Origin of the sequence: Cytobacillus sp. FSL W8-0315, from assembly GCF_038002905.1 — a bacterium.
GTDB lineage: Bacteria > Bacillota > Bacilli > Bacillales > Cytobacillaceae > Cytobacillus > Cytobacillus pseudoceanisediminis.
The window spans coordinates 3,067,863-3,094,026 of record NZ_JBBOOC010000001.1 but is presented as its reverse complement, the minus strand read 5'-3'; the positions used below and the strand labels follow the sequence as shown (position 1 = coordinate 3,094,026).

The window sequence follows — 26,164 nt, the reverse complement described above, 5'->3', positions numbered from 1 at the left end:
TTTTTCGTCGTTATCCATTCCGATTAACTACCATCCCTTATGGGGCACAGCCTTTTTCGTCGTTATTCATTACGATTAACTACCATTTCTTTTGGAGCACTGCCCTTTTCGTCGTTATTCATTACGATTAACTACCATCCCTTATGGGGCACAGCCTTTTTCGTCGTTATTCATTACAATTAACTACCATTTCTTTTGGAGCACTGCCCTTTTCGTCGTTATTCACCTTCCACTCATGAGATCGCCAGCCCATCCCCAGGCGTAATCAGCAGCGATTTCTCATTTTGGATGATCCGTACGTCTGCGTAGAATTTCTTCATTAATTCCGTATGTCTCTTCGGGTCAGTTTAGGTTCTCAATACCTTTGCGTTCATCACCATAAGCGCAACTAGTTCTGCCAGCGTAATTGTTTTTGTCTCCATCGAAAAAAATTCAAATTGCTAGTTCTCGCTGTTCTCCACCCTTTTCTAATTCTTCATGCAAGTGGAATACAATAAATCAAAAAAGGCTGGAAAAGAATACGGACCTCCCCCAGCCTTCAGCGATTATCTATTTGCCAGTTCATCATGGTCTGCCGGATGCGGCGGTTCCTCGAACCAGCCGTTTTTTATCAGGATGTTTGCACCATCTTCAGCAAAGTCTGCGATTTCAGCAGACAAGCGAAGGAAATTAACCGAAATATCTTTTCGAGGACTTGAAGCTGCACTTGTTGCATAAATCCCTGCACTAAGAGCAATGAGGGATGTCGTCATAAACATCATTAGCTTATCTGAAAAGGGCGGGGCAGTGGAATCCGTTACTTCCATATCCCAAGACATACTAACAGGCAAATAACTTTCTTCGAGCATCCCGGCAAATACTTTTGTATGTTTGGCGGCTATGTCCCTGCCCCTAACCATGAATTGGCCAACTTCCTTCGATTGGGCGACCTGGCTAAATCCCACCATAATCGTTTTTCCCATGGCATTGCTTTTCAAATTCGTATATATATTTGTAATTTCAATAACATTCGGCGGCCTTTTATCTCCAAACAAGCCACCCATGAATTTTTTGCTTTCAACAAAGCTGGTTTCTTTTACTGGAATGACAAGAGGGGATCTCATATACAAGCCTCTGTTCAGCAGCATTTTTTTTAGCTTTGTTTCATATTCATTAATTTCCATCAAACAACTGTTAAAATATTCCTGGATATCAGACCGGACGGAAAGTGTTTTGGACAGGGCATAAAAATTAACAGCAAACATGGCAATATTGTAGAAGAAATGCAGGGAAAAATTTTCCGAAAACAGCTGTGGAGCATCTTCTCTTACATCCTCTTCAGCTTTAAATCCATGTGGCACGGATAACCCTTCGTTTTCAAAAAAACCGGTCAGTTTCTGTAAATGTGTTTCAGTCAATTGAATACTATCCTGAAGCATGGACTGTAGTTCCTGGTCTTCAATCGCATTTAAAAAGTATGTGAAAATACAATTACACATGCTGCTGTTCAAATAAGCCGACCATAATTGCGCTATTTCAGCTGCAGTTAATTCCGTGTTTTGTTTATCACTCATTGGCTGCACGTCCCTCTTTTTTATTTTATTATTTCCAAAGTGCTGAAATAAAAATGAATTTTTTATAAAATAGGGATCATCATGCTGGATCTTTTCATCATTCATAACGGACCAAATGATGGGGCATCCTATAAATGGGAGGTGTATCTTTTGATCGTTTATCACGGTTCCATAAGGAAATTTGACCACTTTCATAAAGAGCAGACTATGCAAAAAGCAATGAAAGAGATCGATACGCTTGGCATATGGCTTTCATCAGACTTTGAATCTGCGAAGTCCTTTGCCATTGGAACAGAAACGGTTATCGAAAAATCGGACACTGAGTTCTGGGAAGATGGTTTGCCGAAAGTGATTGAATATGACAAACAGGTGCTGGGATTTGTTTATAAATTGTATATAGATGAACCAATATTAAAGGACTTCGATTCCTTTGAACATTTTATGGATGAACGGGACCCCTTTTGTGACTATGCAAGCGCAAAAAAAAGACACCTTACCTGGAAAGATAAGGCGATCTTACTGAATAAAGATGAAGCCAATTCAGAATTTCGCAAAAGTCTTGCGAAGCAAGGCTACGATGGAATTGCCGTACCAAAAATGGCCATTGAAGCCGGTGATGCGGATATGTATTGCATTTTTTCGGATGATCTTCTGCAGATTGCCGATGTCTTTTCAGTGGAATAATTTAGAATGTTTCTTTCAGCCAGGAAATCACCTGATCAAGTTCCTCCTTTGCCGTATATCTTCCAAGGCTGAATCTGACAGCACCCATTCCAACATATTCAGGAACCTTCATTTCCCTCAAAACAGGGGACAATTCCACTATGCCTGAATGGCAGGCTGACCCTGTAGAGGCAGCAAGCTGTGGAATGGCGGATAAAATGTCCTGTCCAACCCGATTGACAAAACTTACATTCAGGGTATTCGGCAGCCGTTTTTCTTCGTGGCCGTTAAGGACAACCTCATCACCAAATGCCTCCTGCAATTGAACCCAAAAATAATTCGTTAAGTCAGCGAGCTTCCGGTCCCAGGCCTGCTCCTGAGCCAACTCACAGGCTTTTCCGAGCCCGGCTGCAAGCATCGTGTTCTCTGTGCCTGCTCGCAATCCAAACTCGTGTCCGGCTCCATGAATCAGCGGCTCAAGCTCTAAGCCTTTTCTGATATATAAGGCGCCAATTCCTTTAGGGGCATACAATTTATGGCCCGCTATAGTGAGCATATCCACATTCAGGTGATTGACATCAATAGGTACCTTGCCTGCGGATTGAGATGCATCGGTATGAAAAGCGATCCTGTGTCTTCTGGCAATTTCCCCTATTTCATCGATCGGCTGAAGGGTCCCCACTTCATTGTTTGAATGCATGATGGTGATCAGGATTGTATCTTCCCGAATGGCATCTTCAATTGCCTCAGGAGAAACCATCCCATATGCATCTACATCCACCATGGTGATTTCAGCACCCAGGCGCTCCAGAAATTTCAGGGGCTCTACAATGGCAGGATGCTCGATTTTTGACGTAATGATGTGTTTGCCTTTATATTGATGCTTGAAATAATAACCCTTTAATGCCAAATTATTCGCTTCACTTCCGCCGCTTGTAAAAATAACCTCTTCCGGCAAACATGACAACAAGCAAGCTACCTGTTTCCTGGCAATCACCAGCTTCTCTTTTACCGGATGCCCAGCCCAATGATGGGCGGAAGGATTCCCGTAATAGCCCGTCAGAAGCGGATTCATAACATCTAAAACCTCCGGTGCCAAAGGTGTGCTTGCATTGTAATCGAGATAGACTTTGTTCATTCCCTCTCCCCCTCTCCTTAAGAATATCAAAATCATAAAATAGAGGAAATAGAGCTGTTTCAGACATGGGAAAAGGGATGCCGGCGAACCCCTAAATACACTTAACAAAAACTTTACAGGCCAATTATATTCTATTAATAAAGGACACGTAGAATAAAACTATGCTTACCAATCGAAAGGAGCTGGCGGAATGCTTGAGAAACTGTTCAGATTAGTGGTCCTGACGATTTTTTGTACGCTGTTCCCGTAAGTTGTTATCCTAAAAATTCAGCTTCAAGCACTTCTTCTTTTACCTCTCCATCAAAATATACTCTATACGCCCTTGCATCAGGTCTTGAACTGACAATCCTCAGAATATCCTGGTCTATGTAGTGAATGGCGGCTCCATCATCTGCTGCGATACCAGCTTTGATTTTGTTTTCAGACATTAATCGATGATAGGAAGGCCTTCTATTTAATTCACCATCATAATGAGGACAATTGCTGCCTTTTAAAAATCCTAAACATTTTAACGGATCCAGCTTTTCATCGCCAAAGGAATCTGTAACGCCTTCTTCAAACCAGCATAAAGAGCCGGCGCTTATGCCAGCCAGAATAATCCCTTGATTCCATGCTTTTTTAAGGAAAGCATCTAATCCCCATTCCTTCCACAAAGCAACGAGATTTTTCGTGCAGCCTCCGCCAACATAAATAATATCTTTTTCCATTATAAATCCTTCTATATCTCTGGCTGGCGGTTTAAATAAAGATAAATGGGATGGCTGACAGGGCATTTTTTCAAAAAAATGATAGAATCTGTTTGTATATTGGTCGGAATCACCGCTTGCAGTAGGGACAAAACAGATACTGGGAACTGGTTTGCCAGATTGTTTAAGTATATACGCATCTAATAATGGATTGTCGGGCTCCATAGAAAACCCTCCGCCTCCGAGAGCAATAATTTGTTTCATCTTTCTACACCTCTTAATTTATCAGCGCTTTCAACCCCTTTATCACTTTTTCTCCATCACAGCAAAGTAATTTTCTTCTCCATCCGCAAAGTTAAAAACCCGGCCGGCAGGCATGTCTACCATTTCTCCAACGGTAATATTCTTGTTTGAAAAGTCACTATACAGTTGTTCAATATTTTCCGTGAAGAACATCAGTGAAGGGGTGCCCAGGTTTAATCCCGGAGACATCTTCTCTACCCACTCCTTATTGTGGAGAATGATGCTCGTTTCCGCCTCCTTTGATGGCGCCACTTCAATCCATCTCATTCCCTGGCCATTATCTTCTTCGGCTATTACCTGAAACCCGGCTTTTTCAGTCCAAAAATTCACTGCATCATCCTGATTGTTTACGTATAGCATTATTTGTCCGACTTGTTTAATCATGTTCTCATCCTCCTATCGTTATTTCATATTATACAATTCTGAAAATTAAATCAATTAAAAAAGAGCTCTGCCCCAGGACAAAGCTCTCCTCCTTTAGTAATAGTAAGGATATGGCGGATACGGGTATGGCGGGTATGGATAGTAAGGATATCCAAATCCTGGGCCAGGTGCCAGCAATGCTCCTGTCGCCAGCCCCCCTAAAAATCCAAGCCCCAGTCCAAATCCTGGTCCTCCAAAGCCGAATCCTGGCCGGCCAAACCCAAAGCCTGGTCTCCCGAATCCAAAACCCGGCCGAATACGGTATTCAGGGAAATACATGCTATTTTGCGGAACATACTCCTGTGTCGCAGGCATGTGCTGATATTGATAATCCAAACAGAACTCCTCCTCTGTATTTGTCTACAGTAAAGGATATGCGTCAGATGCCTATGGGGTATAGGCCCCTGCCCTTAATGCGTAAACAATCTTCATTTAGTAGTTAAGTAACCACACCTCTATGAATGATCTGCCATATCAATAATTAAATTGATATAAAAAGAGGGATACTATTGACTAGAAGAAAACAAATTCCTTGTCTATTTCCCGGCTACAGATGGTGCGGTCCCGGCTGCAGCGGACCAGACGGCCCTATTAATGGCGTGGATGCCTGCTGCAGGGTCCATGATAAATGCTGGGCAAGCGGGAGATCTAAATGCTGCTGTGACCAGGAATTCCTTAAGTGCCTGAAGCCAAAGACAAACTGGCCCGGCGAAGAAGGAACAATTGCAACGATCATTTATATTTATATGAAAATCCAAACCGATTTTACCTGCAGCCGGTTTCGGAGAAGAAGACTTTATTAAAAAGCGGCGTTAGCCGCTTTTTTAATGGCAACTTTATTGCTTTATAAAATGGCTTCGATTAAACTCAAGTTGTGTTATCTGAATTATATAAAAACTAAAACCATGGAGGAACTATGAAACTAGGAGCATTTTCAGTAAGTTTAACTGTTAAAGACATTAATAAGTCAAAAGAATTTTACGAAAAACTTGGTTTTGAGGCATTAGGCGGGGATATTGCGCAAAATTGGCTGATCTTAAAGAATGAAAACTGTGTGATAGGTCTATTCCAAGGCATGTTCGAAAAAAACATCCTTACATTTAACCCTGGCTGGAACCAAAACGCAGAAAATTTAGAGGGATTCACTGACATTCGGGAGCTACAAAAGCAGCTGAAGGAACAAGGGATTCAAATTATAAACGAAGCAGATGAGTCAGGCGCCGGCCCTGCAAGTTTCACACTCGAAGATCCGGATGGCAACGCTATTCTTTTCGACCAGCACAGGTAGAATTCTGCTTACATAAAGATAGAAACAGCAGTGTCAATTGACACTGCTGTTTTAGCTCAGAACCATTACAACCGTTCATTTCCCCGTTTAAAGTTCCCCGTTATCTTCGCCATGATTAACTGCCTGCTCTTTTCATCTTCAGCATCATTCATTTTTTTTAGAAACTTCTCTGCATCTTTTCCTTTTAGAATTTTCACTTGTTTTCCATTATAATCAAGAAATACTGTGTTATTCTTATTTTGCCGAAAACGAAATGGTTCATCATTCAAACGATTTCTTTTATCAATTTGATCCATTTTCTGCCTCCTTGCTTAACCAAACTATAATATAGAATACTCAACAGGAAAACAGAATTTTATAAATTTACACTAAAGGGATTAGAGAATATTCTATATGCACTTCAGTAAAATAAAATGTATATAATAAACCCATTGAAGAAATGGAGATCATGTCTATGAGCATCATTTTAGCTCTGCTTGCCGCAGTATTTGCATCTTTCACAGCCATCCTCGCAAAAATTGGCATTGAAAAAGTAGATTCCAACCTGGCTACTGCAGTCCGGACGATTGTAGTGGTCATCATGGCTTATCTTATGGTTGTTATTACGGGAGAAACGGAAAGCATCTTGACTATTTCTGTAAAATCGTACATATTTCTCATTCTTTCAGGCCTGACAACCGGCCTATCATGGATTTGTTTCTTTAAAGCCATTCAGATCGGCGATGTGTCAAAAGTAGTTCCCATTGATAAGTCGAGTGTCGTCTTAACCATCCTGTTATCATTTATTATTCTAAGGGAACCCGCCACAGCATTAGTTGTTTCAGGGGGAGTCATTATCTCCATTGGAACCTTTGTTTTAATCGGAAAAGACAGAAAAAAGACTTCAAAAAAGAAAGTATTCAATACAAAATCGTATATTTTCCTGGCGATAATGTCTGCGGTATTTGCTGCAGCCACCAATATTTTAGCAAAGATAGGAATTGAAGACGTCGACTCCAATGTGGCTACTTTCATCCGGACAGTGGTCATCATTATTTTCGCCTGGGGGATTGTGTTTTTTCAGCGGACCTTTAAGGATCTTAAAAAAATCTCCAAAAAGTCTTATCTATTTCTTTTCCTCTCAGGAGCCGCAACCGGATTATCCTGGCTGTGCTATTTCGGCGCTCTGGCCATCGGCAAGGTTAGTGTGGTTAACCCCATTGATAAGTTCAGTGTTGTGCTTACAATGATATTAAGTTTCATCATTTTAAAAGAAAAACCGACGTTAAATACAATTGCAGGCGCAATTCTGATTACGATCGGGACGGCACTGCTGATTATCTAGGCGATAATTAAAGATAAATACATAAAAAAACGGCTTTAATCCTGAGATTAAGCCGTTTTTTTATGATTTTGCATGGAGATTGGGCTTTCCGCAGCCGTTTTTCAGAGCTATATAAGCATTATTGACGTCCTAGTGAAATTTACGTGCGGATAGACCAAATTTACTTTCGGATAAAATATTTTATTTGCACATAACCCTATTTTACTTGTGGATAAAACGATTTATTTGCGCATAGCCAATTTCATCATTCTCCTATCCAAAAGCCTGCGAAGCAATAGCATATAAGGATTTGTTCCTCTGCGGCATAGCTGCTGAATTTTTTATCATGACTGGTGGAGTATTTGATTTAACAAAACCGCTTCGCTCCAAATAGGACATAAAATCAGTTCTTCCCTCTGGAACATCAATTCGCAGCTTCCCTTTATGATGTAAAGCCAATTTTTCTACGATTAGAGCAGCAGTTTCTGAATCCGGAGCCGCAATAGGTCCGAGTATTAAATTGACTGGCCCCTGTATGGATAGTCCATATCCAATGATTTCTCCATTATTATTCTTAACAACAAGACATTGTTTGGACTGGCTGATTCGATTGCGGAGAAAAACACTTCGCTTATCCCCAAAGGCAGCCCCGTCCAAATCAACAAGTTTGGTTAAATCAGACTGATTGAAGTCTTCTATGAAAACTCCATCATGATCCAGTAAATTTTCAGGGACAAATTTATCACAAAGAAATTTGCTTATATAATCCACTGTTGTAAAGCCCATTTTTTCATAAAGGGGCTGTCCTTCCTTCGTTGCAATCAGCATTACCGTCCTATCCGCAGTAATACTTTCAGCACATTTCCGGACTGCTTCCATTGCCAGCCCAAATCCCCTGAATTCTTCATGGACAATAACCATGCCAATCGACGCCAGTTTAGTATCATAGGGGATTATTGCTGAGCTTGAAACAATTCTCCCTGCAGAATTCTTATGTCCGAAAACTCTCCCAGATTCCAAAAGTGTTCTAACTTCATTTTCATCATAATCCCATCCAACCGATGCCGATAAATCTATTAGACCGGGAATATCATATTGATTTAGTTCTCCTAACTCTGCTATCATTCGCTTCTCCCTCTTAGTCTTTTGTTTTTTCACCCTAATTAGTATTAAATACCCTTTATACAAAATCCTTCTTACTGTACACATCCCTTTAATGTACTTTGTAAAACGGCCGGTCCCAGACGATTGGTCCTGGAATTGGACAGCCTCAAGCTTACGATCGTTTCAGCAGATAATTCTGCTGAGATTTCATCAAATTTCCCCACCCAAGGCGAACCGCCAAACCAGCTTGGCTGATCTTCCTTAATGGGATACATTTTAAATCTCCAGCTTATTACACCAGGAATTTGAGCAAATCCTTCATATTGATCATAATCCCCAAATGCTGAAGGCTGAGGCATCCAATCAGCGTATATACCGACAGCGGTTCGTTCTCTTACAGGACTTCCTGGCTGATCCGTATATGGTTTCTTTACCTTTGCAATTAAAGCTGTGCCGCTAATATTGGGGACTTCATTTACCGGCTCAAGTACTATGCTACAGGGATAAGTCAGGGATTGGGCATATGCCGAACTACAAGATACAAAAAGTGCGATGAATAAAATCAGGAAAAATTTATTTTTCATATTATTCCCTCCATTTCAAACTAAGTCTTCCCTCCCCTCTTTTATAAAATTCCGCACGGACCTTTACTTATCTAATAATAGCATTTATAATACAACTGTATTTTATCTTTAAGGAGGATTATTAAAAAATGACACACGCAATGAGACTTCGATTCCCAGCTTTGAACCAGTAATTGAATACGTTCAAAGGCTCTGCTTGTGTATGCAGAGTAAATGGGATCAGTCTGTCCTTTTTTAATAATCTTCAATTTATATGGAATAGCGTCAATTTGTTATTTCATATTCTGCCAAACGAAATTGGCAATTTGAGAAAGGCATGATTTTACTGCCTTTCTCTTTTTTTATCTGTTAAACTCTTCCAAAAAACAGGAAGGTTTATTTGCTGACGGCTCTGATCAGCCCAAACCAAATTAGGATGAGTCTTCTTCCCTTTACTCTGAATCACAGGCAGATGCCTGTGATTTTTTTTGTTGAAAGGAAGAGAAAACATGGTAAATCAAAAAATCGCTGCAAAGTTTAAGACTTTCAGTACTTCTCTAAAATGCCCGCTCTGTCAGGAATCATTAGATCTTGTTCAATATAAAAGCCTCTTATGTCCGAACAGGCATACCTATGATATTTCAAAGCATGGATATGTGAACATGCTGAATCATTCTGCCAAGAACAGGTACAGCAAAACTTTATATAAAGCCAGAGAGAAAATCATCATGGAAAGTGAACTGTTTGATCCTCTTCATGACAAAATTTCAGCCGTCATTCATGACTATTTCGCACATTCCAGCACTCCATCCTTAATGCTTGATGCAGGGTGCGGTGAAGGTTCACACCTGAAAAAGATATTAGAGAAATCCGGGATTGGAACGATGACAGGTGTTGGTGTGGATATCTCGAAAGCCGGGATTGAACAGGCTGCGAAAAATTACAAAAATGAACTATGGCTTGTAGGGGATCTGGCTAAACCTCCTTTAGCAGATCAGTCCTTCAATATGATTCTGAATCTCTTCTCTCCTTCAAATTACAGGGAATTCAAGAGAATTTTGACCTCAAAAGGGATCATCATAAAGGCGGTCCCGCGGAGTGGGCATTTAAAGGAAATGCGGAATTCCTTTTATGGAAGCAATGAAAATAATTTATATAAAAATGATGAGGTCGTTTCCCTTTTTAGAAAGCATTTTACTCTAACTGACACGATTCATGTGACGGATGTAAGAAAAATGGACGAAAGCAAACTTCCGTATTTAGTCAGGATGTCTCCCCTTTCCTGGGATTCCAATCAGGCTGCCATTCATTCTTTTATTGGCAGGAACAGCGGTCATGTAACGTTAGATGCAGATATCCTGATCGGTATAAACAAATAAGAAATGAGGTTTTATGATGGAAAAAGTATGTTTTGAATTAGAAAATATAGAAGTCTCTTATTTAGATAGATTGGTATTGAATATTCCTCGGCTGGCCATTCATCAATTCGACCGCATTGGCATTGTAGGAAAAAACGGGGCAGGAAAAAGCACTCTCCTAAAGCTGATGTCCGGTCAGATACACCCTGACCAGGGAATTGTGAACCGCTTGGCCGATTTTGCTTATTTCGATCAGCTCGCCGCTCCAGAGGCAGGTGATATTGACCCTGGTCTCGCAGGGAAATTATCGATACCTAAGATCGATATGAATCATCTGAGCGGCGGTGAACAAACAAAGCTGAAGCTTGCTGGAATCTTTTCAAACTACTATGAAGGATTATTGATTGATGAACCTACTACCCATCTCGACAGAGAAGGGATCAAGTTTTTCATTGAAGAATTGACCTATTATTATGGAGCACTGGTCATTGTCAGTCATGACCGATATATATTGGATAAGCTTGTCACAAAGATTTGGGAAATTGAACATGGATGCGTGACAGAGTATACCGGAAATTATTCGGACTACAAGGCTCAAAAAGAGCTTAAGCGAACACAGCAGCTGGAACAGCATGAAAAATATCTGAAAGAGAAGTCCCGGCTATTAAAAGCGGCAGAAGAAAAAATGAAAAAGGCAGACAAAATAACGCAAGCCAGCGGACATATCTCAAAAAAAGAAACAAAGGCGAAAGCAAACAAAATGTTTATGACGAAGTCAAAAGAAACAAGCCAAAAAGCCGTCCAGCGGGCAGCCAAAGCTATTGAGCAGCGGGTGCAGAAGCTTGAAGCTGTTGAAGCGCCCAAAGAAGATCCGACCATCCACTTTCATCAGCACCCCGCTCTTGAAATGCATAATAAGTATCCCATTATGGGTGAGAGGATTACGCTGAAAGCAGGAGACCGAACACTTATTAAGGAAGCGAACTTCCAATTTCCGCTTGGAAAAATCATCGCAATTACTGGGAAAAATGGCTCCGGAAAAACAACACTGCTAAAAGCTATCTTCGATCGCGGCGAGGGAACGATTCTTTCTCCGAAAGCAGTTATAGGCGCTTATGAACAAATGGATTACCAATTTGAGAAAAGTAAGCCTGTTTTTGAATTTATGAAAGAAACAAGCGATTACGATGAAAGCAAGATTCGTTCTGTCCTCCATTCTATGAGCTTTACAGGTAATGATCTGAAAAAGGATGTCTGCCGCTTAAGCGGCGGGGAAGCGATCCGTCTCGTGCTTTGCCAGCTGTTCCTCGGCAGATATAATGTCCTGATATTAGATGAACCGACGAATTTTCTGGACGTTTATTGCATTGAAGCCCTTGAACGATTTTTAAAAGCATATGAGGGTACCGTCCTCCTGGTATCTCATGATAAAGTATTTATGGATCGGGTCGCTGACTGTGTATATGCCATTGAAGAACAGCAGCTGGTTTTAAAGCATTACGAATAAAAAAATGGACCCTATCAGCCTATGGCGGATGGGTCCATTGTCCATTTTCACAACCTTCGGGCTCCAATATATAATAATTGTCAAAAAATAAGACAAACTAAGGAAAAAGCGATTAGACGCGGGGGTTTCCAGAATGGGCATTTTCGGAAAAAAATTGGACGGGAGTTTAAATAGCGCTGAACTTTCAGCACTTTGGCATCAGTATATGGGCGATAGTATGGCTATTTGTGTTTACAAATATTTCATTAATGTTGTTACGGATAAAAAAATCAAATCCATTTTGGAGGACTCACTGCTAAGATCAGAAAACCATACCAGCCAGATCACAGCTTATTTAAGAAATTCAACTTTTCAACACCCCATTGGCTTTACAGAAAATGATGTGAACCTTGAAGCCCCGCGTCTATTTTCAGATCAATGCCTGCTATTTTACTCTAAATTGATGACGGCTCATGGCTTAACAGCTTATAGCTTAGCACTGACAAATATTGACCGAAAAGACCTGCAGGACTATTTCTTAGAATGTATCGTCAGTGCCAAAGAGTTATATCAGAGAATCACTGGATTATCCAAGACCTACCCAAACTTCACAACCGTACCGGCTGTTCCTCCATCAAAGAAGATAGAATTTACTGATACAACAGGCATGCTTTCGAATTTAGCAGGTGAAAAAAGACCACTTAACATTTCGGAAATCAGCAGCGTTTTCTATAATTCAATGAAAACAGGATTAGTCAGGACACTAAGCTTAGCTTTTGCACAAGTGGCAGAGTATGATGACGTACGCAAGTTCATGGCAAAAAACGCTGAATTAGCAGGAAAAGATGCTGATAGTCTTGACACCATTTTGCGGCAGGATTATCTGCCTGTACCTTTTAAATGGGATGCAGAAATCACAGAATCAACAGTTAGTCCATTTTCTGACAAATTGATGATGTTTCATGCGGCGTTTTTAGTAAATACAGCTCTCTCGTATTATGGAGCTGGTGCAGGTTCAAGCCTTAGATCGGATCTCAATGTAACCTATCAAAAAGTATCACTTCATGCTGCTCAGGCAGGTGCCCTTTGCTATAAAATTTTGGTTAAGCATAGATGGCTTGAACAACAGCCGCAATCCGTGAATAGAAACGCCTAAACGATCTTCAATTCGAAAAACTTTCACCAAAAAAAATTTTTTATTCTTTGGATAAAGCTGCAACCGCTTCTATCTCAACTAATTGGCCGCTATAACCTAAAACGGTTACACCGGACAATGTACTTGGAACATCATGTGTGCCGAATTCTTCTCTAACTGCCTGCCAGGCTGTCACCAAATCTGCCTGGTCTGAGGATGCGACGAGAACTCTTGTATAAGCCACATTCTTTAATTCTGCCCCGCATTCCTTTAATGCTGACTTCAAGTTCTCGACACAAAGCTTGGCCTGTTCTTCATATCCGCTTTGCTCAGGCACTTTTCCAGTGGCATCAAGCGGGCAGGCTCCCGCCATAAAAAATAGGTCCATTCCGGAAGGAACATGAGATGCATATGCATAATCAACTGACGGTAATTTCGATGAACGGATTAAGGAGATATTTTTAGTCATTTCAGTATTCCTTTCTATTGACGGTACCTATTTTAATTCCGCATTTATGCAATTTTTTCCTCTTTCAGTTAAACTGTTTTTAATAGTTTCTCTAAAAAGGCGGGTGGCAATGTGGGTTTAAAACGGTTGTTAAAAATGATTTTAGCCTATTCTCTTTTTATAATAATGATTGGATGCTCAACTAACGCTGGGGAAGAAGCAGAATTCCCTCCATCGATGAATGCAGTTGCCGAAGTGAACGGGACAGATTATCAAATGGAAAAAGGAAATGAACAGTGGGTTAGAAAAAAAGGGCTAGAGACGGAAACTATGACAACAGATCACGCATCACCGAATCAAATGGCAGATCATCTAAAACCTATTATGATGAAACCAGACCAAAAAGTTAGGATTAAGATTGAAGATCAACCAGTTATTAAAGTGTACTTATGGAATGAAACAGGAAAAGAAAAAGAAATAAAGCTTGAGGATCATCAAATTACTGTACCTTCAAGTAAAGGCAGCTATATTTATGAAGTCTTAGCAGAATGGCCGAATGGAAAAGTCTCTTATACATTTTCAGCAGAAGTCCAGTGAGGGAAACCATTATTATGGCTTTCTTCACTGATCTGCTGACCTTAGTCTTTCATGATTCTTTTCTCTTTCAGCACCTCCACAGCAATATTCTTAGCCTCCGTACCTGTTCCATCAATATTCACCGAAAACACCCATGTCTCCTTCTCTGTTTCAATAAAACCAACGTACCAGCCCAGTCCCATGTCAGACAGCCTTGACCCTGTTTTACCATGCAGGATGAACTGATCCTGCTCGTCCTGAATCATCATTCGTTTAACTGTCTTTTGGTTCTTTTGTGAAAAAGGCAATTCTTCTTCAACCAATTTTTCGATAAAATCAGCTTGCTCTGCTGCGGAAATTTTCAGGCTGCTGTCCAGCCAAAAGGCATCGATTCCTCCTGATATGTCCTGGTTTCCGTACTGGATGTTTGATACGTATTCCTGCATCTTCTTTTCACCAATCGTTCTCGCCAGGTCCTGATAAAACCAGATAGCTGATTCCCTCATGGCAGAAGCAAGCGAATGATCCCGGTTCCAGCTTTCGAATTCCCGTTCAACTCCATCCCACCTTTTCACTTCGTATTCATCTCTTACAGCGGCAGTTTCCAGTCCGATTAGGGCATTGGCGACTTTAAAGGTTGATTCAGGCGTCAGTCTCTCTTTGCTCCTCTCCTTGTTGTAGACATAAACCTTGTCATTCTTAAGACTTTTGAGAACCATAGTGCCCTCTGTTCCTGCAAAAGCTTCTTCAATGTGCAGATCCTTTGTGTTTTCTTTTCCCCCTAATGCCCCAGCACCTGTACCCGTCAGCAGCAATAACACGGAAAGGGCAGCAATACCTGCTCTTCTCATCCACTTCATCTTTTCTTCCTCCTTCATATAAAATAGGATTTCTGTCATGATGTCAGCTCTTGTATTTGTCCCTTATACTATAAACAGCATGATGGATACAGAAAAGAACAGTTTTGGCCATCTGTACCCATACAAATTCAACGAGCGGAGTGTTTTTATGGGCAATAAATATGATGAACTCATAGAAGAAATTCAATCAAGACTAGATGATGAACGCTTGAAAGCCGGAGGAAAGCTCCCTTCCATTCGCAGGTTTGCCAAAGAATTTAACTGCAGCATTAACACAGTAATGAGAGCTTACAGTGAATTGGAAAAGGCACATCTCATCTACTCTGTGCCAAAAAGCGGCTATTTTGCGGTTGGTACTGATATGCCAAAAAAACAAAAACCTATGATCATTGACTTTGTCTCAGCAGGACCGGATAAAAGCATGATGCCCTACCGTGATTATCAGCATTGTATGAATCAGGCAATTGAGCTATATAAAGAGGAAATGTTTCAGTATTCCCATCCCCTCGGTTTGCCGAGTCTTCGGCATCAGCTTTCAGCTCAGCTTCAGGATCTGCAGGTTTTCGCCCCGGCTGAAAGAATTGCGGTGGTATCCGGCTCCCAGCAGGCTCTGGATCTCTTGGTCTCACTCCCTTTTCCTAATAATAAAACAGAGATCTGCACAGAACAGCCAACCCACTTCAGTTTCATAGATTCCATCACTTCCCGCGGCTTGAAGCCTATTGGCATAGAGGTAAATCAGAAAGGCATTGACCTCAATTACTTAGAAAAGATATTCAGAGAGAGAAACATCAAGTTTTTCTACACTGTTTCCAGATTTCAAAACCCTACAGGCTGCAGCTACTCCAACCAGGAAAAAAAGGATATGGTCGAGCTCGCTCAGAAATATGATGTCTACATAGTGGAGGATGACTATATGGGTGATCTTGATACAAGAAAAAAGGCAGATCCCATGTTTGCCTATAATCCTTCCGGAAGAGTCATTTACACAAAAAGCTTTTCGAAAGTTTTGCTGCCAGGGCTGCGATTAGGATTGGCAGTTCTTCCAGAAGCCTTAATGAAAAGTTTTACACAGGCCAAATTTGCAGCGGACGTCCATACACCCGTCCTCACACAAGGGGCACTTGAGATTTACTTAAGCAGCGGTATGTTCAAAGCCCATATTGAAAAACTCCGGCGGCAATACAAGAAGAAGGGTACCATTCTCCAAAAGGCATACCTGGAGCATTTGCCTCCCAATACTTCATTTACTGGCGGGGATTCGGGATTCTATTCGACAGTTGTTCTTCCGGGCAGAATGAAGGCGAAGAATCTTGTAAAGCATCTTCAAAAGAAAAATGTATTGGTTCAGGATGCTGCACCAATGTATCTTCCAGAATATCTAAAGGAAAATAGAATTCGATTGAGTGTCTCTCAGGTGGAGGACCGGATAATTGCAGTTGGTGTGAAGAAGATCGGGGATGGGATTCGTGCGTTAGCTCATTCTTATTTCTAAAAGATATGGACTGACCCCCGCCACCCAAGATGACATGACACCCGCTTAACAAACATATCTATAATAATGGGGTTCCTATATCCATAAAAGGAGATGGTTCGATTGAATCCTTATTATTATCCATATTACCGGACAACAAGCTGGGGAGATATTTTAACACTGCTGCAGCAAAGTTTATATGCTGAAGAAATGGTTTGTTCCATGAGTTCTGAGCTTTTTCATATTCCTGAGACCAAAGATTTAAAAGGAAATGCAGAAATGCACAAGCATCTGGTTCCGGCTTCGTATCACCGCGTGACCACTGTCGGCTGTGCCCGCAGACTTGTGAATGGAGAGCAGCGGCAATCGATAATCGCTACATTGGCGGCCTGCATCGTAAATGCGGAAAATGAGGATAAAAAGGTGCGTGAAGGGCTAAATACGATGGAGGAAAATGCAGGTCCTGAATATAAGGCGTTTATTAGCCTGATCATCAGATGGCAGAACCAGGCAGAAAATTATCTATCTCAAGCAAAAGCAGCATTGCGTACGATGGGTGTTACTTTTCCTTCCGCTGGAAGCGGCCCGGAAAATGGAGAATATAATCTTTATTAAGATGGATTCCACCAGTTCAGTGTCAAGAGCCGCAATACCATTATGAGGTAAATATGAGAAGGTATAGAAAGCTCAGGAGAACTGAGCTTTCTAAAGTATCAGCAAAGTTTCTACTGTTTTAAAGCAACTCCATTATCCATACTCACAACAGCCTTCCGTTTCCCCCTCAGCCAGGCAAACACAATTGCCGCAATAAGCGTAAACCCTAAATATCCCATCAAAGGATAAACCGTTCCCACCAGCGTAATAAAGCCTGCAAAACTGGCTCCAAACGCTGCCGCACCAAATAATACAGCAAAAAGATTAAATTTAGGATTTTCCCTTTTCACGATCCTGGCCGTGAAGGCATACAGCATACCAACAGCGGTATTGTAAATCATGCCCAGCAATACAACGAACATCAATAATCCAAATACAGGTGAAATTTCATTGGCAAGAGCAAGAATCGGCATGTCAGAGCCATCCACAACATCCATTTTGACAAGCATGGCTGCATTGATTATTAAGATAAGAATTCCCAAACCTGCACCTCCAAGGATGCCCCCCATTCCTGCCTGCTTTTCATCTTTAGTGGTTCCGCCCATGACAGCAAGCATTGCAGCACCGGCCGCAATATTGTATGAAACATATAATAGTCCGCCCATAAACCAGTTGGAAGCGGCTGGGGTTTGGCTTTCTGCCAGTTTCTGTACTTCAGAGAAATTAATCCCCATTGTGCTTAGGGCATAACCGCCAATGACAATCACCATTACTAAGAGAAATGGTGTAACCAGGCTGATAATGGAAATCACTTTTTGGATATTCAGACAAACGGTCAGGATCGTTAATATAGCCATAATGACATTGCCGGCCATGCTCGGGATTCCGAACTGCTCTTCAAAAATGGATCCCGATCCGGCAAGCATGACAGCGGCCACACCGAAAAGGAAGAAGGTAATAATGAAATCGACGGCTATCCCTAAATACCTGCCGCAAATATGGTAAATGACATCTTTATGGGAATCTGTCTGCAGACGGCTTCCAAGCTGTGTTAAGTTCATCCCCAGAAAAGCAAAGAAAATGGTCGCCAGAATGGCACCGCCTATCCCCATCCAGCCAAAGCTGGTAAAAAACTGCAAAATTTCCTGGCCTGAAGCAAAACCCGCTCCGACTATGACCCCGATAAAAGCACCGGCAATCTGAATACTCTTTTTCATTCTGATCCCCCTTTTAGATATTTGAATTTTTCGACAACTCCTCTTAAAAGAGAAAGAGAGAATTCTCTCTCCCTTAAGAAAAGCTCTTTTCAAAAACAGTAAACTGTTTAATGGTTTCATAACTTGGCTCATATCCAAGGCCAGGTTTTCCTGGAACCTTGATCATTCCATCTTCGACAGTTACTTCAGGGTCAATCAGATCCTTCTCCCAATAGCGGGATGATGCGGCTGTGTCCCCTGGCATGATAAAATTGGAAAGTGTGGTTAAGGCAATATTGTGTGCTCTGCCGATCCCGGATTCCAGCATGCCTCCGCACCATACTGGAATGCCCCGTTCCTGGCAGAGATCATGAATTTTCTTCGATTCTGTCAGCCCGCCGACCCGGCCGATTTTGATATTAATAATTTTGCAGCTTCCCAGCTCAATCGCCTTGCGCGCATCTTCATAGGAATGGATGCTTTCATCGAGGCAGACAGGCGTTATGAGTTCTCTCTGCAGAACGGCATGATCAATAATATCATCTGATGCCAGCGGCTGCTCGATCATCATTAAATCAAATTCATCCAGCTGCTTTAAAAGATTGATATCTTCAAGGGTGTATGCTGAGTTTGCATCAGCCATAAGCGCTACATCCGGGAAATGCTTTCTCACTTCCCTCATGACTTCAACATCCCAGCCTGGCTTGATTTTGACTTTGATGCGCTTATAGCCTTCCTTTACATATTCATCAATGAGGTTCAGCAGTTCATCAATACTATCCTGAATCCCGATGCTAATGCCCACCTCGATCTCATTCGCTGTACCGCCAAGAGCCTTTGCAAGCGGAATTCCCTTTTGCTTGGCATATAACTCCCAAACCGCCCCTTCGAATGCTGATTTCGCCATATTGTTTTTCCGTATGTAGGAGAGAGTTTCCGAAACTTCATCCGGATGCTGCATTTCTTTGTTTAATAGATTCGGAATGATGAAATCTTCAAGCATATGCCAGTTCGTTTTCAGCGTTTCTTCGTTATACCATGGTGAATGAAAGGCAACAGATTCTCCCCAGCCGCTCACACCATTTTCATCCTTGGCTTCCAGCAAGAGAAATTCCTTATCCTGAAACGTGCCGAAGCTTGTTGTAAATGGAGCTTTCATTCTCATTTTCATATGCCGCAATACGACTTCTGTCACTTTCATATTCATTCCCGCCTTTTCCTGTTAGTTGAGTTTAAGCTGATTCCTCTGAACTAATACATAGTAATGCACAGGGCCTTCCAGCCCTTTTTGAAATCCTGCCAAAGCGTACCCCTTAGAAAATAACTCCTGAAAAATCCTTCTTGTTTTAAAGCGCCAATCGATCGCAAGCTCGAAATTCTTATTTTTAATCATCTGGAAGTTTGCCGGAATCGGAACAAGCACTGGACCTTCCGCAGCATCCCATTCAGTATTTAATAAAACAGGAAAGTCGTCCTCTGATACTCCCCAATCGTAGGGATTCTGTGCGTCCGCTGTTTCAATGCCTACTGGCTCCTCCACATGCGAACTGGTAATCCACCATTCTGCCTTTAAACGGTCTGTCGGCAGCCCATGATTCAGGCTATCATCCATATCTCCGTAGCAATTCTCCACATAAGTGGAGCAAACCGCATTCAGCTTGGAAAGATTCAAGTAAGCATTCCGGCTTTCCAGCGGATCAAAAGTCCAGGTGATCAGGTCATAGCCCATACCTGAAGCCAGTTCTTTTTGCTTCTGCTTCAATAATGCCCCCAGCCCCTTATCCTGGTGGTCAGGGTGAATGCCCAGCATATGGGAGCATAAATAGCCTTTTCCCTTGTGGAAACCTGGAAATCCGTAGCTGAATCCCACAAGGTTATCCTCTATAAATGCCCCGAGCAGCAGCCCTCCGTTCTGGGCAGCTGTGATGGTTTGATGAACCGGAAGGGGATCCATATTCCAGATTGTCTTCTCCAGCCTTTGTATAAGATCCATATCGGATGCTGTCTTTAATACCCGTAAATCCATTGTCACAGCAGCCATCTTCACTCCTCCTTTTCCAAAGTGGCCATTACGGCTTTGGCCAGTATTTCCATTCCCGAGTAAATCGCTTCCCGATTGAACGTCATGTCCGGATGATGCAGCCCCGGCTTTAAATCACAGCCCAATCCAAGCATCGTGGCTTTTATATTCGGCTTCTTGAGAGTATAAAAATGGAAGTCTTCCCCGCCCGAAGTCACGATTGGTTCCCTTAATTGGCCAGCTCCCAGGACATCAACTATTGCCATCTCCAGATACTTCTGAGCTTCTTCATCTACTTCAGCTGCTGCCACATTCGCTTTCATCTCAAGGCTGATCTTGACTCCATACAGCTTGGATAAATACTCAGTGATCGTTTCTATTTTTTCTCCCAGTGCAGTAATGATTTCATTTGTTTGTGCCCTCAGATCCAGGCTGAAGGACGCTTTTCCCGGAATGATATTGCCTGAGTCACTGCCGGCATGGAATTTGGTCATCTTGGCCGTATGCGGAACCATCGGATCCAAATGAATATTTTTAATTTCATGAATGAAAGAAGCACCGATCTCGATGGCATTCTGCCCAAGGTGCGGGCGGGCCCCATGGGCATCTTCCCCGATAATTTCCCCGGTCAGAAACCTTGCAGCGCCATGGTAAATGGCTGCAGACGCTTCTCCATCTCTTATTTCCTGGATTGGCCTCAGATGTACACCGTACAGGTAATCCACATCATCCAGCACGCCATGCTCAATCATTTTCAAGGCACCAGTGCCCTTTTCTTCAGCCGGCTGGAAGATGAATTTCAGTTTGCCTTTTTTGGGGAAGCCAGCCTTTTGAAGCAGCAGCATGGCCCCAACCCCCATTGTCATGTGGGCATCATGTCCGCACGAATGATTGGCCTGAAACTTGCCGTCCACTTCCTGCCAAAGTGCGTCCATATCCGCTCTCAGCGCGACGCATGGACTCCCTTCCCCCACTTCAACAACCAAACCAGGGCAATCCCCAAACAGCTGAACCTGAAAACCCCGGCTTTCCAGGAATTTCCGCAAGTACTCTGTGGTCTTATATTCCCTCCAGCTTACTTCCGGGTTTTCGTGCAAATGATTAAAAACCATATCCAATGCAGGTTTAATCTGTTCAATAATTTCCTTCAATCCATCTTCCCTCCCGGCTGAATAAAAAAATGTTCACTATCCAGCTTTTCATATTGCTCTTTCCTTTTTTGAAATCGGTCACCATCTTGAATCGACACACCCGCAATCACCGCATTCAGAAAGGAAAAGAGTGCTGGCGCAGCATCAATCGTCGATTTTTCCGATGAATGGATTTGAAAAAGCAAGTCGGCATGCTCTTTAATCGGTGCGATTGCTGAATCCGTGATGCCAATTACAAATGCACCCTGCTTTTTCGCCAGTTCCGCCATTTTAATCGTATCTTTCATGTAGCGGTCGAATGAAATCGCAATAAACGTCGCTTCTTTATCCATTTCAGTGATCGTCAGCAGCAGATCATCCGTATCCGGCCGGATCAGCTTCGCATTTCCCCTTACCACCCCAAGGGTAAAAGAAAGCCAGCTTGCTGCCGCAAAGGAAGACCGCAGACCTGTAACATATATTTTTTTTGTTTTGATCAAACGCTCCACTAAAACATCAAAATCGTCCTGACTTATATTCTGAATCGTTTCTCTGATATGGAGACAATCCTTTTCCATCACACTCGCAAGGAACTCCGGCTTTTCTGCCAGTTCCACCTTGCTGGTAAAATACTGACCAAGTGTGCTATTCGCCTTCAATAGCTGTTCCCTTACCATCTTCTGCAGCTCCGAATAGCCGGAAAGCTGAATCGAATAGCAGAATCGGATGACTGTCGTTTCGCTTACCCCGATTCTCTTGCCAATCTCACCCGCTGACTTCACAGCAAAATCCTTAGGGTGATCCAGTAAATACTTAGCGGCCTTCTGCTGCCCTTTGGAGAGGTTATTAAACTCTTTTTCGATCACTTCTTTTAATACCATTTAGACTCACCTTAATATTATGAAGTTTAAGCTGAATTTTTTAAATTTATGAAGTCTGAACTTCGTTTTAACTAAACTATCATATATTTCTTTGTAAAACAATAATAATTCTGAAAATTTTTTAATTAAAAATGACACCCTTATATCGGATGCCAATTTCTCTTTTTATATACATGATTATTCTATAATCCCCGATTGAACAGCATTCACTTTTGCTTCAATCTTTATTTCCATTTGACTATACTGCTCTTTCCATTCCTTACGATTAAAATCAGAGCGCTGCCTTGCCTTTTCCCCGATGCCAAGGGGATCTGTATCCAGTTCCTGAAACCTCTTGATCATTTTCTCTGCTCTCTCAGTTATTTCTTTTTCCACTGCTTTTTCAATTCTCTCAATCGTTTTCTTGTCTGTAAGATCTAAATCAACCCCTTCCATCGCTCTGCCGTTTACTTTCACCTTAAAAGTGGCTATATATTTCCCATTCCTCTTGTCCACCCTTATTTTAGGTTTTGATGACAGGTTTTCGAGACTTACATCTTCTCCCCCGCTAAGTTCTACTTCAAATTGTCCCCTCCGGAATTTTTCATAAAGGATTTTAAAGATATAGGCATCACCAAAGCTGATTGTATCAACTAGCTTATCTTCTTTAAAAATTCCCATTCCGCTTACTTTCAAATGCTTACCCTGTTTCTCAATTAAAGGTAAAAATGGGTCGGCATCTTTGCTGTAATAGTGAACAAGAAAACGGTGTAAATTTATCTCAGGAATAGTCGCCTCAAGATTCTGTTCCACCACATCGATTAAATACTGTGATACAGAATCACTTTGCGAGTAATTTGAATCAATAATGTTTTTCGCCTTCTCTTTCGATACTACAAGCAGCAATTTCCGGCCAATACTGGGGTTTCTCTGCAGACTGTCTATTTGTTTTTCAATCCCATGCTCTGCGAGCTCCTTATTGAAAATGACTAATCCCACCCTGCCAACGACTATGGGCCTTGCAGCTTCCGCCTGAATCTTTTGCCTGATCCGTTTACTTGTCTTCCCTGTTGCAGAAAAAACGTCATTCACCGGTAATGACTGTTCACCTGGAGGTATATTGGAAGAGCCTGCTGTTCCTTCAAATTCCTCACCATTAACATAATCATAGCCAATGGTCTGCACTAATTGGATATCCTCCAATACCTTTGGACTTGGAGTACAGCCTGCAAGGAGGATTGTAATCAAGGAACAGCATAAATAGTTTTTAGCATTCATCCTTTTTTCACCTTCATGATGATATATTGTAAGACCAGCAAGCATGGTAAGTAAAAGTAGATAGTATATAAACCCATTTGGGAAACAGCTTTCTGCAGCACATCAATTTGCTGTCTATCCGTTAGAAGAATGCTGATGAAAAACAGCAATAGGCAAAAAATCCTTAAGGCATTTCTTTGAGTGACAGGAAACAGCCGATTCAACCCCCGGCTGGCACACCAGAGGCCGATGCAGATATTCGGCAGAATGGTAAAAAACCATACGGAAATTCCTATGTATTCGAACCTCTCCACAATGATTAAGTCCACGATTTTCCATAGTGTGAGTGTAGCCCAAATGGTGCCTTTCAACTGTTCCTGGTTGAAGTATACAAACGTAACAAAAGCAGTCAGCAGATAAATAAATATGCTGAATAGCACGCCGAAGTATGCCCACTTTTCAGATTTCGGACCATCTTTTATAAAAGGATAAAACATAAATAAGGTCTCAAACCCGAGAAAATTAAGGGTCATTTCTTTTGAAGCTTTAAATAATTGTGCAGGAGAGGCATTCAGGATTGGCAGAAGATTACCATAATCGGCATACTGTAAAGGATAAAACTTCACCAATAATAATGGCAACCCGTATAAAATCCCTAAATAACTTACCCCTGTTACAACCCGAAAACCTCCTGTGACATAGGAATAGGATAAAAAAATGATAATGAGTACGAATATCCATTCGGAGACTTCGGGAAATACCCATACCTGGAGCACTTCCACATATGATCTAAGTACAACCAATGCAAAAGCAAAGAAGTATAAGGAAAATAGAAAGCTGAAAAAACCGCCGATCCATTTTCCCATAATATCAGCATGTATGGCTACGATGTCGTTGTTTCCCTTGTTTATGATGCGATAGGAAACCCATATCAATCCAATAATGGAGGCGCCGGATGTTAAGATTGCGATCCAGGAACTATAGCCGGCCGACTGGACAATAACTCTTTCGAAACCTAGGATACCAACGCCTATTTGCATAGCATGTATTAAATAAAATACAAAATAGGGCGATACCATTTTATCCTCTTTAGGCAATGGAAACATCAACTAGCCTCCTTTATCGGAACATATTTACACCAATTAATCTTCTATATCTGTTTTGGATTTCTCGTGCTTTTTGGGCTGAAAACGAGTTCGTACAGGAGATCTGACCTGCAATGGCCGCTTCGTTTGCATGAAAAACGGGAGGCGGAAGAGTGAATCCCTTAAGTCAGCCAGCCGTAATGGATAGACGGGTGCCAGATATGGGCGTCCCAGAGAAGACATTTTAAGTAAATGGCTCAAAATGTATGAGAAACAAAACGTAACTCCCAGAAGTCCCCATAACTGGGCAGTGATTAAGAAAGGAAAGCGGATTAAGCGGATAGTATTGCCCATTTGATAGACAGGCGTTGTAAAAGAAGCCAGGGCTGCAAGCGCCACGATGATCAGCAGCACATTACTGGTCAGACCAGCCTGTACAGCAGCAGTCCCGATTACAATACCGCCTACGATACCAATCGTCTGACCGATTTTTGTCGGCAGCCTTGCCCCAGCCTCACGCAATAGCTCAATGGTCAATTCCAGAATAATCGCTTCCAGTATCGGCGGGAACGGGATGCCGCTTCTTGAAGCTATGAGCGGATTAAGCAGGTTTTCCGGAATCATTTCGTAATGATACGTGAGCACGGCAACATAAAGAGATGTCGACAAAACGGAAAAGAATACCGCAAACAAGCGGACCAGCCGAAAAATGGAGGCAATATGCCAGGATAGATAGTAATCTTCAAATGCAGAAAAAAACTCTACCAGAGTTGTAGGACCTGTTAATGCATGCGGTGAGCCATCAACAAGAATCGTTATTTTCCCTTCAGAGAGCACACTCGCTACCCGGTCCGGCCTTTCCGTATCAATTAATTGAGGAAAGGGAGACTTATGATTATCAGATATGATCTGGTTAATAAAAGAGCTGTCCACAATTTGATCAAATTGAATATCATTCAGGCGCTGCAGGATCGTATTCACATTTTCTTCGTCAGTAACTCCTTTAATATAAAGAACAGCCACCCTAGTTTTTGTCAGGCTTCCAATCTTTACTTCTTCCACGATGAGATCAGGAATAGGCAGCCTCTTCCTGACCAGATTGATATTGGCATCAATTGATTCGACAAAAGCTTCCTTAGGCCCCACAACACTGTACTCTACTTCAGGCATACTGACGGGTCTCTTCTCAAGCGATACAGCAGAAATAACCAGAGCCTCCTGCAGTGAACCTTTTACTTCAATAACAATACAGCCTGTCAGCAATTTATCCCTTATTTCATGAACATTATCTATAATTTCAGTATTATCAATGGGAATAGCCTGCTGAAGATCAAAAAGGGTATTGCTCTTATTTTCATTGATATAAGGCAAGACATATTGATGCAAAATATTAATTTCTACAATTGTCTGGTAATAATGAATATAAAATGGGCTGGATTCTGAATATCTATAGGAAACAAAATCTGTTGATTCTTTACAGCGATGAAGGAGTTCATCAATCCGCAATTCATGCTCACTATTTTCATTCTTCTTTTGTTTATTGTCCCTATTAAACCTTTTTAATTTTGATTTAAAAAAACCCACCGTGCACTCCTCCAAAACTTAACAAATCGTAGTTTTAGTATGTGCGGGCGGGTTTTTATTATTCTATTTCAATATGT

At 41.7% G+C, this 26,164-nt stretch carries 29 protein-coding genes; 11 read left to right on the top strand and 18 right to left on the bottom strand.

Annotated features, from left to right (window positions below; all coding sequences use genetic code 11):
• Positions 1-545 precede the first annotated feature (545 nt).
• On the bottom strand, positions 546-1,553 hold the full coding sequence (locus tag MKY20_RS15825; protein ID WP_341001937.1) for a DUF3231 family protein: 1,008 nt from the start codon (positions 1,551-1,553) through the stop codon (positions 546-548).
• Between the two features lie 141 nt (positions 1,554-1,694).
• On the opposite strand from MKY20_RS15825, the gene MKY20_RS15820 reads away from it, so the two are divergent.
• Positions 1,695-2,237: a hypothetical protein gene (locus MKY20_RS15820; RefSeq protein ID WP_341003369.1), complete on the top strand. Its 543-nt coding sequence runs from the start codon at positions 1,695-1,697 to the stop codon at positions 2,235-2,237.
• A gap of 1 nt (position 2,238) precedes the next feature.
• Here the strand turns inward: MKY20_RS15820 and MKY20_RS15815 are convergent, their stop codons facing one another.
• The 4 genes from MKY20_RS15815 to MKY20_RS15800 all read right to left on the bottom strand — a co-directional run bounded on the left by MKY20_RS15815 (position 2,239) and on the right by MKY20_RS15800 (position 5,045).
• Positions 2,239-3,354: a cysteine desulfurase family protein gene (locus tag MKY20_RS15815; protein WP_009334197.1), complete on the bottom strand. Its 1,116-nt coding sequence runs from the start codon at positions 3,352-3,354 to the stop codon at positions 2,239-2,241.
• A 254-nt stretch (positions 3,355-3,608) separates the two neighbouring features.
• Positions 3,609-4,304: a Type 1 glutamine amidotransferase-like domain-containing protein gene (locus MKY20_RS15810; RefSeq protein WP_341001935.1), complete on the bottom strand. Its 696-nt coding sequence runs from the start codon at positions 4,302-4,304 to the stop codon at positions 3,609-3,611.
• Between the two features lie 42 nt (positions 4,305-4,346).
• Positions 4,347-4,727, bottom strand: coding sequence for a VOC family protein (locus MKY20_RS15805; RefSeq protein WP_009334195.1), 381 nt, complete (start codon positions 4,725-4,727; stop codon positions 4,347-4,349).
• Positions 4,728-4,820: 93 nt separating this feature from the next.
• Positions 4,821-5,045: a hypothetical protein gene (locus tag MKY20_RS15800; RefSeq protein ID WP_175502200.1), complete on the bottom strand. Its 225-nt coding sequence runs from the start codon at positions 5,043-5,045 to the stop codon at positions 4,821-4,823.
• Between the two features lie 230 nt (positions 5,046-5,275).
• On the opposite strand from MKY20_RS15800, the gene MKY20_RS15795 reads away from it, so the two are divergent.
• Both MKY20_RS15795 and MKY20_RS15790 read left to right on the top strand, forming a co-directional pair.
• Positions 5,276-5,569 carry a phospholipase A2 family enzyme gene (locus MKY20_RS15795; protein WP_034296979.1) on the top strand — a complete coding sequence of 98 codons (294 nt, stop codon included), beginning with the start codon at positions 5,276-5,278 and terminating at the stop codon, positions 5,567-5,569.
• Between the two features lie 113 nt (positions 5,570-5,682).
• On the top strand, positions 5,683-6,054 hold the full coding sequence (locus MKY20_RS15790) for a VOC family protein (protein ID WP_217026706.1): 372 nt from the start codon (positions 5,683-5,685) through the stop codon (positions 6,052-6,054).
• Positions 6,055-6,119: 65 nt separating this feature from the next.
• On the opposite strand, the gene MKY20_RS15785 is transcribed toward MKY20_RS15790, so the two are convergent.
• Entirely contained in the window at positions 6,120-6,350 is a 231-nt protein-coding gene (locus MKY20_RS15785) for a hypothetical protein (RefSeq protein ID WP_019383425.1), read from the bottom strand.
• A 158-nt stretch (positions 6,351-6,508) separates the two neighbouring features.
• Here MKY20_RS15785 and MKY20_RS15780 point away from each other — a divergent pair, with 158 nt between their 5' ends.
• A complete protein-coding gene (locus MKY20_RS15780; RefSeq protein ID WP_019383424.1) occupies positions 6,509-7,378 on the top strand; it encodes an EamA family transporter in 870 nt (289 codons plus the stop codon).
• A gap of 252 nt (positions 7,379-7,630) precedes the next feature.
• Here MKY20_RS15780 and MKY20_RS15775 read toward each other — a convergent pair whose 3' ends face one another.
• Entirely contained in the window at positions 7,631-8,482 is an 852-nt protein-coding gene (locus tag MKY20_RS15775) for a GNAT family N-acetyltransferase (RefSeq protein WP_341001930.1), read from the bottom strand.
• A gap of 71 nt (positions 8,483-8,553) precedes the next feature.
• The gene (locus MKY20_RS15770) at positions 8,554-9,045 is read right to left on the bottom strand and encodes a hypothetical protein (protein ID WP_071158301.1); all 492 of its coding nucleotides are present in this window, start codon (positions 9,043-9,045) and stop codon (positions 8,554-8,556) included.
• A gap of 128 nt (positions 9,046-9,173) precedes the next feature.
• On the opposite strand from MKY20_RS15770, the gene MKY20_RS28705 reads away from it, so the two are divergent.
• The 4 genes from MKY20_RS28705 (at position 9,174) to MKY20_RS15755 (ending at position 13,024) form a co-directional block, all read left to right on the top strand.
• On the top strand, positions 9,174-9,218 hold the full coding sequence (locus tag MKY20_RS28705; protein ID WP_108721263.1) for an erythromycin resistance leader peptide: 45 nt from the start codon (positions 9,174-9,176) through the stop codon (positions 9,216-9,218).
• 315 nt (positions 9,219-9,533) lie between these two features.
• On the top strand, positions 9,534-10,403 hold the full coding sequence (locus MKY20_RS15765) for a putative RNA methyltransferase (RefSeq protein ID WP_341001926.1): 870 nt from the start codon (positions 9,534-9,536) through the stop codon (positions 10,401-10,403).
• Between the two features lie 16 nt (positions 10,404-10,419).
• Positions 10,420-11,889, top strand: a complete 1,470-nt coding sequence (locus MKY20_RS15760; protein WP_341003366.1) for an Msr family ABC-F type ribosomal protection protein — start codon at positions 10,420-10,422, stop codon at positions 11,887-11,889.
• Positions 11,890-12,022: 133 nt separating this feature from the next.
• Positions 12,023-13,024, top strand: coding sequence for a DUF3231 family protein (locus tag MKY20_RS15755; RefSeq protein ID WP_341001924.1), 1,002 nt, complete (start codon positions 12,023-12,025; stop codon positions 13,022-13,024).
• A gap of 40 nt (positions 13,025-13,064) precedes the next feature.
• Here MKY20_RS15755 and MKY20_RS15750 read toward each other — a convergent pair whose 3' ends face one another.
• A complete protein-coding gene (locus MKY20_RS15750) occupies positions 13,065-13,472 on the bottom strand; it encodes a RidA family protein (RefSeq protein ID WP_252244955.1) in 408 nt (135 codons plus the stop codon).
• Positions 13,473-13,583: 111 nt separating this feature from the next.
• Here MKY20_RS15750 and MKY20_RS15745 point away from each other — a divergent pair, with 111 nt between their 5' ends.
• Positions 13,584-14,048: a hypothetical protein gene (locus tag MKY20_RS15745; RefSeq protein WP_019383417.1), complete on the top strand. Its 465-nt coding sequence runs from the start codon at positions 13,584-13,586 to the stop codon at positions 14,046-14,048.
• Positions 14,049-14,089: 41 nt separating this feature from the next.
• Here MKY20_RS15745 and blaOXA read toward each other — a convergent pair whose 3' ends face one another.
• Entirely contained in the window at positions 14,090-14,887 is a 798-nt protein-coding gene (gene blaOXA, locus MKY20_RS15740) for a class D beta-lactamase (protein WP_009334183.1), read from the bottom strand.
• Between the two features lie 37 nt (positions 14,888-14,924).
• Between blaOXA and MKY20_RS15735 the strand changes: the two genes are divergently transcribed.
• Positions 14,925-16,382, top strand: coding sequence for an aminotransferase-like domain-containing protein (locus MKY20_RS15735; RefSeq protein ID WP_252244956.1), 1,458 nt, complete (start codon positions 14,925-14,927; stop codon positions 16,380-16,382).
• Between the two features lie 102 nt (positions 16,383-16,484).
• Positions 16,485-16,976, top strand: a complete 492-nt coding sequence (locus MKY20_RS15730) for a hypothetical protein (protein WP_019383414.1) — start codon at positions 16,485-16,487, stop codon at positions 16,974-16,976.
• 110 nt (positions 16,977-17,086) lie between these two features.
• On the opposite strand, the gene MKY20_RS15725 is transcribed toward MKY20_RS15730, so the two are convergent.
• The 8 genes from MKY20_RS15725 to MKY20_RS15690 all read right to left on the bottom strand — a co-directional run bounded on the left by MKY20_RS15725 (position 17,087) and on the right by MKY20_RS15690 (position 26,087).
• Complete coding sequence (locus MKY20_RS15725) at positions 17,087-18,172, bottom strand: YkvI family membrane protein (protein WP_009334179.1); 1,086 nt, start codon at positions 18,170-18,172, stop codon at positions 17,087-17,089.
• A 73-nt stretch (positions 18,173-18,245) separates the two neighbouring features.
• Complete coding sequence (gene menC / locus MKY20_RS15720) at positions 18,246-19,352, bottom strand: o-succinylbenzoate synthase (protein WP_009334178.1); 1,107 nt, start codon at positions 19,350-19,352, stop codon at positions 18,246-18,248.
• A 21-nt stretch (positions 19,353-19,373) separates the two neighbouring features.
• Positions 19,374-20,192 (bottom strand): GNAT family N-acetyltransferase, encoded by an 819-nt coding sequence (locus tag MKY20_RS15715; protein WP_019383413.1) that lies wholly within the window; start codon positions 20,190-20,192, stop codon positions 19,374-19,376.
• Positions 20,193-20,194: 2 nt separating this feature from the next.
• Entirely contained in the window at positions 20,195-21,322 is a 1,128-nt protein-coding gene (locus MKY20_RS15710; RefSeq protein WP_071158311.1) for a M20 peptidase aminoacylase family protein, read from the bottom strand.
• Positions 21,319-22,182, bottom strand: a complete 864-nt coding sequence (locus tag MKY20_RS15705) for a MurR/RpiR family transcriptional regulator (protein ID WP_251157075.1) — start codon at positions 22,180-22,182, stop codon at positions 21,319-21,321. Before MKY20_RS15705 ends, MKY20_RS15710 begins: the two co-directional genes overlap by 4 nt.
• 177 nt (positions 22,183-22,359) lie before the next feature.
• Positions 22,360-23,439 (bottom strand): Ger(x)C family spore germination protein, encoded by a 1,080-nt coding sequence (locus MKY20_RS15700; RefSeq protein WP_341001912.1) that lies wholly within the window; start codon positions 23,437-23,439, stop codon positions 22,360-22,362.
• The gene (locus MKY20_RS15695; RefSeq protein ID WP_341001910.1) at positions 23,436-24,524 is read right to left on the bottom strand and encodes a GerAB/ArcD/ProY family transporter; all 1,089 of its coding nucleotides are present in this window, start codon (positions 24,522-24,524) and stop codon (positions 23,436-23,438) included. Before MKY20_RS15695 ends, MKY20_RS15700 begins: the two co-directional genes overlap by 4 nt.
• A 36-nt stretch (positions 24,525-24,560) precedes the next feature.
• A complete protein-coding gene (locus tag MKY20_RS15690; RefSeq protein ID WP_071158315.1) occupies positions 24,561-26,087 on the bottom strand; it encodes a spore germination protein in 1,527 nt (508 codons plus the stop codon).
• Positions 26,088-26,164 lie beyond the last annotated feature (77 nt).

Bases quoted from the DNA above. Each gene is read 5' to 3' on its own strand.
- MKY20_RS15805 (WP_009334195.1), bottom strand. From the start codon at position 4,727: ATGATTAAACAAGTCGGACAAATAATGCTATACGTAAACAATCAGGAT.
- MKY20_RS15800 (WP_175502200.1), bottom strand. From the start codon at position 5,045: ATGTATTTCCCTGAATACCGTATTCGGCCGGGTTTTGGATTCGGGAGA.
- MKY20_RS15775 (WP_341001930.1), bottom strand. From the start codon at position 8,482: ATGATAGCAGAGTTAGGAGAACTAAATCAATATGATATTCCCGGTCTA.
- MKY20_RS15790 (WP_217026706.1), top strand. From the start codon at position 5,683: ATGAAACTAGGAGCATTTTCAGTAAGTTTAACTGTTAAAGACATTAAT.
- menC (WP_009334178.1), bottom strand. From the start codon at position 19,352: ATGAAAGTGACAGAAGTCGTATTGCGGCATATGAAAATGAGAATGAAA.
- MKY20_RS15815 (WP_009334197.1), bottom strand. From the start codon at position 3,354: ATGAACAAAGTCTATCTCGATTACAATGCAAGCACACCTTTGGCACCG.
- MKY20_RS15725 (WP_009334179.1), bottom strand. From the start codon at position 18,172: ATGAAAAAGAGTATTCAGATTGCCGGTGCTTTTATCGGGGTCATAGTC.
- MKY20_RS15705 (WP_251157075.1), bottom strand. From the start codon at position 22,182: ATGGTATTAAAAGAAGTGATCGAAAAAGAGTTTAATAACCTCTCCAAA.
- MKY20_RS15785 (WP_019383425.1), bottom strand. From the start codon at position 6,350: ATGGATCAAATTGATAAAAGAAATCGTTTGAATGATGAACCATTTCGT.
- MKY20_RS15695 (WP_341001910.1), bottom strand. From the start codon at position 24,524: ATGTTTCCATTGCCTAAAGAGGATAAAATGGTATCGCCCTATTTTGTA.
- MKY20_RS15770 (WP_071158301.1), bottom strand. From the start codon at position 9,045: ATGAAAAATAAATTTTTCCTGATTTTATTCATCGCACTTTTTGTATCT.
- MKY20_RS15780 (WP_019383424.1), top strand. From the start codon at position 6,509: ATGAGCATCATTTTAGCTCTGCTTGCCGCAGTATTTGCATCTTTCACA.
- MKY20_RS15735 (WP_252244956.1), top strand. From the start codon at position 14,925: ATGATGTCAGCTCTTGTATTTGTCCCTTATACTATAAACAGCATGATG.
- MKY20_RS15760 (WP_341003366.1), top strand. From the start codon at position 10,420: ATGGAAAAAGTATGTTTTGAATTAGAAAATATAGAAGTCTCTTATTTA.
- MKY20_RS15715 (WP_019383413.1), bottom strand. From the start codon at position 20,192: ATGGCTGCTGTGACAATGGATTTACGGGTATTAAAGACAGCATCCGAT.
- MKY20_RS15765 (WP_341001926.1), top strand. From the start codon at position 9,534: ATGGTAAATCAAAAAATCGCTGCAAAGTTTAAGACTTTCAGTACTTCT.
- MKY20_RS15755 (WP_341001924.1), top strand. From the start codon at position 12,023: ATGGGCATTTTCGGAAAAAAATTGGACGGGAGTTTAAATAGCGCTGAA.
- blaOXA (WP_009334183.1), bottom strand. From the start codon at position 14,887: ATGAAGTGGATGAGAAGAGCAGGTATTGCTGCCCTTTCCGTGTTATTG.
- MKY20_RS15810 (WP_341001935.1), bottom strand. From the start codon at position 4,304: ATGAAACAAATTATTGCTCTCGGAGGCGGAGGGTTTTCTATGGAGCCC.
- MKY20_RS15750 (WP_252244955.1), bottom strand. From the start codon at position 13,472: ATGACTAAAAATATCTCCTTAATCCGTTCATCGAAATTACCGTCAGTT.
- MKY20_RS15700 (WP_341001912.1), bottom strand. From the start codon at position 23,439: ATGAATGCTAAAAACTATTTATGCTGTTCCTTGATTACAATCCTCCTT.
- MKY20_RS15825 (WP_341001937.1), bottom strand. From the start codon at position 1,553: ATGAGTGATAAACAAAACACGGAATTAACTGCAGCTGAAATAGCGCAA.